The 9,570-nt window shown below is 56.2% G+C and carries 9 protein-coding genes; 2 read left to right on the forward strand and 7 right to left on the reverse strand.

Annotated features, from left to right (window positions below; genetic code table 11):
- Positions 1–102 precede the first annotated feature (102 nt).
- The 7 genes from HMPREF3277_RS11185 to HMPREF3277_RS11210 all read right to left on the reverse strand — a co-directional run bounded on the left by HMPREF3277_RS11185 (position 103) and on the right by HMPREF3277_RS11210 (position 5,942).
- Positions 103–1,503 carry an L-serine ammonia-lyase gene (locus HMPREF3277_RS11185; RefSeq protein ID WP_070871162.1) on the reverse strand — a complete coding sequence of 467 codons (1,401 nt, stop codon included), beginning with the start codon at positions 1,501–1,503 and terminating at the stop codon, positions 103–105.
- A 334-nt stretch (positions 1,504–1,837) separates the two neighbouring features.
- Complete coding sequence (locus tag HMPREF3277_RS14990) at positions 1,838–2,005, reverse strand: hypothetical protein (protein WP_168168261.1); 168 nt, start codon at positions 2,003–2,005, stop codon at positions 1,838–1,840.
- A gap of 3 nt (positions 2,006–2,008) precedes the next feature.
- A complete protein-coding gene (locus tag HMPREF3277_RS11190) occupies positions 2,009–2,704 on the reverse strand; it encodes a M48 family metallopeptidase (protein ID WP_070871163.1) in 696 nt (231 codons plus the stop codon).
- 33 nt (positions 2,705–2,737) lie between these two features.
- Positions 2,738–3,472 (reverse strand): lysophospholipid acyltransferase family protein, encoded by a 735-nt coding sequence (locus HMPREF3277_RS11195; protein ID WP_070871164.1) that lies wholly within the window; start codon positions 3,470–3,472, stop codon positions 2,738–2,740.
- An 83-nt stretch (positions 3,473–3,555) separates the two neighbouring features.
- Positions 3,556–4,134, reverse strand: coding sequence for a D-glycero-beta-D-manno-heptose 1,7-bisphosphate 7-phosphatase (gene gmhB, locus HMPREF3277_RS11200; RefSeq protein ID WP_070871165.1), 579 nt, complete (start codon positions 4,132–4,134; stop codon positions 3,556–3,558).
- Positions 4,131–4,595 carry a DUF7832 domain-containing protein gene (locus tag HMPREF3277_RS11205; RefSeq protein WP_070871166.1) on the reverse strand — a complete coding sequence of 155 codons (465 nt, stop codon included), beginning with the start codon at positions 4,593–4,595 and terminating at the stop codon, positions 4,131–4,133. Before HMPREF3277_RS11205 ends, gmhB begins: the two co-directional genes overlap by 4 nt.
- A gap of 105 nt (positions 4,596–4,700) precedes the next feature.
- Positions 4,701–5,942: an aromatic amino acid transporter gene (locus HMPREF3277_RS11210; RefSeq protein WP_070871167.1), complete on the reverse strand. Its 1,242-nt coding sequence runs from the start codon at positions 5,940–5,942 to the stop codon at positions 4,701–4,703.
- Positions 5,943–6,322: 380 nt separating this feature from the next.
- Between HMPREF3277_RS11210 and HMPREF3277_RS11215 the strand changes: the two genes are divergently transcribed.
- Positions 6,323–6,997 carry a carbonic anhydrase gene (locus HMPREF3277_RS11215; RefSeq protein WP_003768295.1) on the forward strand — a complete coding sequence of 225 codons (675 nt, stop codon included), beginning with the start codon at positions 6,323–6,325 and terminating at the stop codon, positions 6,995–6,997.
- 313 nt (positions 6,998–7,310) lie between these two features.
- Positions 7,311–8,876, forward strand: a complete 1,566-nt coding sequence (locus HMPREF3277_RS11220; protein ID WP_070871168.1) for a SulP family inorganic anion transporter — start codon at positions 7,311–7,313, stop codon at positions 8,874–8,876.
- Positions 8,877–9,570 lie beyond the last annotated feature (694 nt).

A 9,570-nucleotide genomic window follows, 5' to 3' on the forward strand; every position in this document is an offset into this window, starting at 1 on the left:
GCCTTGTCCTGATTTTTGTTAATCCACTATAAAATGAATCGAGTCAAACAAAAGGTCGTCTGAAAAACAAAATGTTCAGACGACCTTTTTGTCGCTCCGTTTTCAACATTCCACAACGCGGACGGATACGGGGACGGCTTTTTTCTGTAGGGTAATGGCGAGTCCGGCAAGCGAGGTTTCTTTGTAGGTGGACTTCATGTCGCGCCCTGTTTGCAGCATGGTTTGGATGACTTCGTCGAGCGAGACTTTTTTGTCCGTGCCGTCTTCCAGCAGGGCGAGGGTGCCGAGTTTGAGGGCTTTTTCGGCGGCGATACCGTTGCGTTCGATGCAGGGGATTTGCACCAGTCCGCCGACGGGGTCGCAGGTCAGACCCAAATGGTGTTCCATCGCCATTTCGGCGGCGTTTTCCACTTGTTTGGGCGTGCCGCCGATGACTTCGGCGTATGCGCCCGCCGCCATCGAGCAGGCGACACCGACTTCGCCTTGGCAGCCGACGTCCGCGCCGGAGATGGAGGCGTTGGTTTTGTAGAGGATGCCGATGGCGCCTGCGGTGAGCAGGAAGTTTTCGACGCGCTCTTGCGTGGCATGCGGGTTGAACTTGCGGAAGTAGTGCAGGACGGCGGGGATGATGCCGGCGGCACCGTTGGTCGGGGCGGTAACGACGCGTCCGCCGGCGGCGTTTTCTTCATTGACCGCCATGGCGTAAACCATGGGCCAGAGTTGGGTGTTGACGATTTCGGTTTCGCGCAGGGCTTTGAGTTTGGCGGCAAGCTGCGGGGCGCGGCGGCGGACGTTCAAGCCGCCGGGCAGTTCGCCGTCTGCCGCCAGCCCGCGTTTGATGCAGCCTTCCATAACGTCGGCAACGCCTGCAACGCGGCGGCGGATTTCGGCTTCGCTGCAACCGGCAAGCGCGGCTTCGTTTGCCAATACGGCTTCGGAGATGTCGAGCTGGTTCATGCGGCATTGGGCGAGCAGTTCGGCGCAGCTGGTGTAAGGGTAGGGGACTGGGCGCGTTTGTTCGGCTTGTTTGTCAAACTCTTGATCGGTAACGATAAAGCCGCCGCCGACGGAGTAGTAAATTTGTTCTTTGAGTTTGCCGCCGTCTTTGCCGTAGGCGGTGAAATTCAGTCCGTTCGGGTGTTTGGGCAGCACTTGGTCGCCGCGTATGTTCAGGTCGCGGTCGGGAATGAAGTTGATTTCGCGTCCGTTGAGGCGGAGGATGTGTTGCGTGCGGATGCGTTCGAGACGGTCGGGGATGTCGGCAAGGGGGATGTCGTGCGGCAGGCTGCCTTCCAAGCCGAGCAGGAGGGCGTCGAATGTGCCGTGTCCGCGTCCTGTCAGCGCCAGCGAGCCGTAAATGTCGATGACGATGCGTTCGGTTTGCGCGTCCAGCCCTGATTGTTTGAGGTCGTCTGAAAAGGCGGCGGCGGCTTTCATAGGGCCGACAGTGTGGGAGCTGGAAGGGCCGATGCCGATTTTGAAAATGTCGAAAATGCTGATCATGATGTGTTTTCCCTCAATGTTGTCTGTTTGTGTGGCGGGATGCGGATGTTGTCTGTTTGTCGGGCGGTTTGATGTGTCGCGTGGGTTAAGGCTTGTTTTCACGCGTCTGAAAGTCTGCGTATTTTAGCCTTTTTTGTCGGACGGATGATGCGCGGGCTGTCGTCGCAAAAGTATACGGCATTATAGTGGATTAAATTTAAATCAGGACAAGGCGCCGAAGCCGCAGACAGATACAGATAGTACGGCACCGATTCACTTGGTGCTTCAGCACCTTAGAGAATCGTTTTCTTTGAGCTAAGGCGAGGTAACGCCGTCCTGGTTTAAAGTTAATCCACTATATCCTGTTTTGCAGGGCGGGCGGATAGTGGGGCGGATGGTTTGTGACGGATTGGCATGATTTGTTGCGCGTAGCCATCATGGATTGGGTCGTCTGAAATCTTGTTTGGGCTTGAAATGGGCGAAACGGGGTTTCAGACGACCTTGATGTATCGGCGTATCGCACGCTTTAGCCTAATGCAAACAATTCGCGGCCGTGGGCTTTCAGCCATGTTTCGGCGGCTTGGGTGTGCGGGGTGAGGCGGTTGACGGTTGCCCAAAACTGCGGGCTGTGGTCAGGGTGGGGCAGGTGGCAGAGTTCGTGGATGCAGATGTAGTCTGCGACGTAATCGGGTGCGCCGATGAGCCGCCAGTTGAGGCGGATGCCGGTGGTGTGGCGGCAGACGCCCCAGAAGGTTTTGGCGTTGGAGAGGGCGGTTGCGGCGGGAATGAGGGCGGTGGCGCGGGCGTGGTGTTCGAGGCGCGGCAGCAGGTATTCGTGGGCGCGTTCGTGCAGGAAGCGGCGCAGGTGGGTCAGTTGGGCGGCGGGTTCTTTGTCGGGCAGCAGGATTTCAGACGACCTGATTTGGATGTGGCTGCCGCTGTGGACGGACAGGGTCGTCTGATCGCCTTGATACCAAATCCATTCGGGGAGGGTGTCGGCGGATGCGGCGGCGGTTGGGGCTTGGGCGAGAGTGCGGCGCAAGAGCGGTTCGTTGTCGGTCAGCCATTGGGCGAGGGTGCGATGGCTGACGAACGGGGGAACGTTGATGCTGACGGTGTCGCGGGATACGGGGCGCAGGATGAGGTTTTTCTTGGCGCTGCGTTTGAGCTGGATTCGGATGGACTGGCCGTCTGAAAGGGTGTGGGCGTAGTGGCGGGACATGGATTGGGTTGGTGTTGGGGCGAATCTGCGTTTTCAGACGACCTTTGTAACGGCGAACGGTCCTTTCCCTTCAATCAGGGGTTGTTGCGCTTCAATCCGTTTTTCGCATTCCGCCATCAATTCGGCTTCCGTACCGTTGCTGTGGAGGATGACGGGGTTGATGACGACGGTGATGGTGCCAGGGTGTTTGAGGAAGGCGTTTTTCGGCCAAAATTCGCCGCTGTTAAGGGAGACGGGGACGATGTCCATTTCAAACATTTTCGCCATGCGCGCGCCGCCGAGTTTGTAGCGGCCTTTTTCGCCGGGCGGCAGGCGTGTGCCTTCGGGGAAGATGGTGATCCAGTAGCCTTCGTTTTTGCGCGCCATGCCTTGTTCCATCAGCTGTTTGTTGGCTTCGCGGCTGTTGCTGCGGTCTATGCCTATGGTTTTGACGAGTTTCAGACCCCAGCCGAAAAAGGGGATTTTGAACAGCTCGCGTTTGGCGACGTAAACCTGCGGCGGGAAGATTTCTTGCAGGGCGAGGGTTTCCCAGCCGCTTTGGTGTTTGGCGCAGATGATGGAGGGGCGGTCGGGGATGTTTTCGGCACCGATGAGGCGGTATTTGAGTCCGATGATGTGTTTGAGCGACCAGTTGAGGATGCGTACCCAAATTTGCGCCATTTTGTGCGCGCCGCCTTGGACGGGCAGGGCGAGGAGCATGAAGGGGAAAAGTAAAATCAGGCTGGTGCTGAGGATGAACCAGTAGGTCAGGTTGCGGATGAGGAGCATGTTTCTACCTGTCGGATGGGTCGTCTGAAATCTTGTTTGGGCTTGAAATGGGGCGAAACAGGGTTTCAGACGACCTCGTGTATTTACGGGTTTGCCTGTCCGTCTGCACGGTCTTGTGCGGCTTCGTGCATGATGTATTGGGAGAAGGCGAGCAGGCTGTCGAAGATTTGGGTGTTTTCGGGTAATTCTTTTTCCTGTTGCGACAGGGTTTTCTTGCCTTTGCCGGTCATGACGAGCGCGGTTTTGCCGCCGGCTTCGTGCATGGCTTGCAGGTCGCGCAGGCTGTCACCGACCAGCCAGGTTTCGGCAGGGTCGGCTTTGAAGCGTTCGAGGATGTCGCAAATCATGCCGGGCTTGGGTTTGCGGCAGTCGCAGTTGTCGGCGGCGGTGTGCGGGCAAAACCAGATGCCGTCGATTTCGCCGCCCGCCTGACGGACGAGGCGGTGCATTTTGGCGTGCATTTCGGTCAGGTCTTGTACGGTAAAGTATTTGCGGCCGATGCCGGATTGGTTGGTGGCGACGGCGATGTTGTAGCCTGCCTGCGTCAGGAAGGCGATGGCGTCCATGCTGCCTTCGATGGGTATCCATTCGTCTATGGATTTGACAAAGTCGTCACGGTCTTGGTTGATGACGCCGTCGCGGTCGAGGATGATGAGTTTCACGGTTGCTCTCCGACTGTGGATGCCAAATGGTTTTTCCATTGCTCAAACGCTGCCTGAAAGACGGGTTTGAGGCGTTTGTAGATTTCGGGGGTGTTGGGGACGTGGTAGAAGCCGCCGAGCGACGGGGTGTCGAGGGTGCGGACGTAGTCTTCTAAAAATGCGCCGTAGCCGTCTTCTTCATTGTCGTAGTAATAGGAGGTGAATTTCTGCCCTTGTTCGGTGAAGTCGTCGGGCGTGAGCGCGCCGTCCATGTGTTTGAGCAGGAAGCGGCGGCCGCTGGTTCTGCCTTTGAGCATATTGGCGAAATCTTCCGCGCTTTCGGGGGCGGTTTGCCAAACAGGATTCGCCAGCCCTGTCTGCGCCGCCCATATCCAGTACATGCCGATATGCGTGGCGGCGTTTTCGGACGGCAGTCCTTCGGGATATTCTTCGTCTAGGTGGAAGCGGATGTTGTCGTACATGGACGGTCGTGTGCTGTGATTCGGAGGGTGTTTATTGTAACGGAAAACGGGAGAGGTCGTCTGAAATCTGTTTTCAGACGACCTCTTGGGGTGTCGATTTGCTTGTCAGCCTTTGAACACGGGGACGAGTTCGAGCTGGCTCAATACCTGCGCGGCGATGTTGATGACGCCGAAGAGGAAAACCCAAACCATCAGTCCGAATCCGCCGTAAATCTTGTAGTTTTTACCTGCGCCGAATTTTTGGCGCGAACGGTAGAGCAGCATGGCGGGGATAATGCCGGTCCAAATGGTTGCCGCCAGACCGACGTAGCCGATGGCGGTAACGAAGCCTGTTGGATACAACAGACAGAAAATCAGGGGCGGCAGGAAGGTGAGGGCGGCGGTTTTAGTGCGGCCGGACACGCTGTCGTTCCATTTGAAGATGTCGGCGATGTAGTCAAACAGGCCGAGCGTTACGCCGAGGAAGGAAGTGGCAATCGCCATGTAGGAGAAGAGGGTCAACACTTTGTCCATGCTGCCGGTTTGGGTGAACTTGGACAGGGCTTCGATGAGGACGGAGACTTTCCCTTCGGCGGCAATCACGGGGGTGAACTCGCTGCGCGGCAAGTTGCCTTGGATGGCGATTTGCCACAGGACGTAAATCACCAGCGCGACCAACGTGCCTGCCCAAATGGATTTGGCGACTTTGCGCGCATCGCCTTTAAAGTATTTGAGCAGGCTGGAGACGTTGCCGTGGAAGCCGAAGGACGTGAGGCAGACGGGCAGGGCGGTCGCAGCGTAAATCCAGTAGCTCGTACCTGCGGGGGCTTGGGTGTCGAAGAGGACGGGCAGTTTGACATCGGCAATCAGCCCGCCGGTCGCCCAGATGAAAGTCAGCACCATGCCGCCGATGAGGATGGAGGTGAAACGGTCCACCAGGCGGGCGGATGCCCACACGCAGGTGGCGAAAATCAGGAAGAAGGCGAGTTGTCCGACGGTCAGAGGGATGTTTACACCGAACGCGCTGCCCAGCCCTTTGGCGGTCAAGTCGCCGCCGACGAAGATGTAGGCGTAGGTAAGTAAATATAAAACGAAGGCGACGGCAATGCCGTTGATGGCGTTCCAAGTCGGGCCGAGCAGGTCTTTGACCATGGTGTCGAAGCTGGCGCCGTGCGGATAGTGGGTGTTGACTTCAAGGATCATCAGACCGCTGGAAAGCATGGAAAACCAAGTGTAGAGCAACACAATCAGCGAGCCTGTAAACCAGACGCCGGAGGTGGCGGTCGGGTTGGCAAGCATGCCTGCGCCGATGACTGTACCGGCGATAATCATGGCGCCGCCGAATAGCGACGGGGTTTTGACGGACATGGAATTCTCCTCGGAAAAACAGTCCGCCATTATGCCGTAAAGTGTAAGGATTGGTAAGGAGGTCGTCTGAAAATTGCGGGGAAGTGGCAGACAGCAGGGGCGTTTCGGACGGGGTGGCGGCGTGTGGACGAGGACGGTTTAATTTTTTGAAAGATAGGGAGAAACGGCGGTTTCTACTTTTTTATTTGGTTGGGTTGAAAAAGGGTTTTCAGACGACCCTTTGCTTGAAAATGCCGAATTTACATATTTATACGGCATTTTATGGCTAATTTTTCTCTAATTTTGCCTTCCTAGAATGCGCAACCCTTACAGAGGCCGCATCCGCAACAGGGTGCGGTAACAAAAAAAACAAACGACACATCAAGCAGAAAGGAAGCCGCATGAGCCAATCATATGAAGTCATTTTTGAAAATAACCGCAAATGGCAGGAAACGAAGAGGCAGCAATGCCCCGATTACTTCAAAGACCTCGCCGACGGACAAAATCCCGAATACCTCTACATCGGCTGCTCCGACAGCCGCGTCGCGGCGGAAGAACTGATGGGGTTTGAACCGGGCGACGTGTTTGTACACCGCAACGTCGCCAACCTTGTGCACGGTTTGGACATGAATGCCGCCTCCGCCATCGAATACGCCGTCTCGCATCTGAAAGTCAAACACATTATCATCTGCGGCCACTACAACTGCGGCGGCATCAAAGCGGCGATGCTGCCCGAAGATTTTGGCACGATGAATCCGTGGTTGAGCAACATCCGCGATGTGTACCGCCTGCATCAGGAAGAACTGGACGCAATCGAAGACGAACACCTGCGCTACGACCGCCTGGTCGAATTGAACGTGCAGGAGCAGTGCCTCAACGTCATCAAAATGGCGTGCGTGCAGGAACGCTACCTGCTCGACGGCTACCCGATCGTGCACGGCTGGGTCTTCGACCTGCGTACCGGCCGCCTCATCGATTTGAACATCGACTTCAAAAACATCCTCGCCGACATTCAAAAAATCTACGACCTTACCGATTCCGAATGGGTGGTCAACGCGCGCAAGAAAGCGGGTTGATGGCTCGGAGGTCGTCTGAAAATATCGCTTGGAAAATTGTCTCCCTTCCCGCGCAGGCGGAAATCCGTTCGGACGATAAACAATATTTGTGAAACTCGATAAACCGTCTCCCAAAGGTGGATTCCCGCCTGCGCGGGAAGGACGGCGGGTGCATTTGTCTGGCGGTTGAAAAATAAGTTTATCCGCTATGTCCGATTTTTTCAGACGGCCTTTCCCTCCCGAAACCCTGCTTCATCCATACAAAAAACATACACACAAACATTACACACAAACATACACACAAACATACACACATCAGGAGTACCCCCTCACCATGAAACCCCATCAGAAAAAACAGCCTTTGGGCAGCCTGTTCAAGTCCAATTTCGCTTCCGGACTGGTCGTCTTCCTCGTCGCCCTGCCGTTGTGCCTCGGCATCGCGCTCGCTTCCGGCGCGCCGCCTTTGTCCGGCGTGTTGGCGGGCATCGTCGGCGGTATCGTCATCGGTTCACTCAGTACCTCGCACATCAGCGTTTCCGGCCCTGCCGCGGGCTTGGCGGCGATTATCCTTGCTGCGATTACCGAACTCGGTTCGTTCGAGCTGTTCCTGTGCGCAGGCTTAATTGCCGGTGCCATCCAGCTTTTGCTCGGCTTTATCCGTGCCGGCAGCCTTGCCGAATATATCCCCGTGTCTGTTATCGAAGGCATGTTGGCGGGCATCGGCGTGATTATCATCATGAAACAGATTCCGTTTGCCTTGGGCAGCAGCGGCAGCCTCGCCGATCCTGCCGCACTGTTCGCCGACATCCACACAGGCTCTCTTTTGGTAGCGGGCGTGTCGATGGCGATCCTAATCGTATGGGACAAAATCCCCGCGCTGAAAAACATCAAAGCCCTGCCCGCCGCGCTGGTTGCCGTGGGCGCGGGGATACTGATGAACCAATGGTTCGTCGCCAGCGGCAGCAGCCTTGCCATTTCCGCCGGACAACTCGTCCAACTGCCCGTTCCCGACACATGGCGCGAAGCCGCAGCTATGCTCACGCTGCCCAACTTTTCAGGTTTCGGCAACAGCTACGTCTGGATGACCGGCATCACCATCGCCATCGTCGCCTCGATTGAAACCCTGCTCTGCATCGAAGCCGCCGACCGCCTCGACACCCACCGCCGCATCACCGACACCAACCGCGAATTGCGCGCGCAGGGCGCAGGCAACATCGTCAGCTCGCTTATCGGCGGCCTGCCCATCACCTCCGTCGTCGTGCGCTCATCCGCCAACGCCAATGCAGGCGCGACGCACAAACTGTCTGCCGTTATCCACGGCGTCTTGTTGTTGGTGTGCGTTTTGGCGATTCCCTTTATCCTCAACATGATCCCCCTGTCCACCCTCGCCGCCGTTTTGCTGCTGGTGGGCTACAAACTGGCGAAACCCGCCACTCTCCTGCATTTCTGGCATAAAGGGCTGTACCAGTTCATCCCCTTTGCCGCCACCCTCGTCGCCGTCGTCGCGCTCGACCTGCTCAAAGGCGTCGGCATCGGGCTCGCCATCAGCATTATCTTCATCCTTCAGGGCAACATGAAACGCGCCTACTACCTCAGCCGCGAAGAACTCGCCGAAGCCGACGAAATCAGCTTGGAACTGGCGGAAGAAGTCTCGTTCCTGAACAAAGCCGCCATCAAGAAAACCCTGAAAAACATCCGTCCGGGTTCGAAAGTAACCATCAACGCCGAACGCTCGTCCTACATCGCCGGCGACGTATTGGAACTGATTGAAGACTTCGCCAATGTCTTCTCCAAAGAAAACGACATAGACGTCGTGCTCAAAGGCTTTAAATCCGACTACGACCATGAAGGCCGCGACCACCACAGCCATGTGCGGGTAGGGCATAGCGCGAGTATTTAGAAGTTGGGTTGGAATGAGTAGGAGAAGAAAAGGTCGTCTGAAAACCTGTTTTGGAGGATTTTCAGATGACCTCTTTGCATTCTGATACTTTAAATCCATTATCGCCTCAATACGATAGGATTCACGGGCAAAGCCCACGCTACGCTGTTGGGCAACGCTCAAAGTTGGTGAAAAGCCCATAGCGGGAATTGTTGTGTTGGTTTATGGGATAAACGTAGCGTGGGCTTTGCCCACGAGAATCCGCCCCCTCTCATGTTTGGTGAAAGGGGAGTCGGAAGAGGGGGACTTTGATCCTTATGCCGTATATCTGCAAGCCACCCCCATCCTAACCTTCCCCCGCCGGACGGGAAGGGATCAGGTTGCTGTAACTGAAAGAGGTCGTCTGAAAAACCTATCTCAATCTTTTCAGATGACCTCTTTGTATTCTGATACTTTAAATCCATTATCGCTTCAATACGATAGGATTCGCGGGCAAAGCCCACGCTACGCCGTCGGGCAACGCCTAAAGTTGGAGAAAACCCATAGCGGAATTTTTTGCGTTGGTTTGTGGGATAACCGTAGCGTGGGCTTTGCCCACGATAATCTGCCCCCTCTCCCGTCTAGCGGGAGAGGGTTGGCGAGAGGGTGGCTCTTGCCATTTATACCGTATATCCGCAAGCTACCCCCATCCTAACCTTCCCCCGCTAGACGGGGG

Source organism: Neisseria sp. HMSC70E02, from assembly GCF_001838645.1.
GTDB lineage: Bacteria > Pseudomonadota > Gammaproteobacteria > Burkholderiales > Neisseriaceae > Neisseria > Neisseria macacae.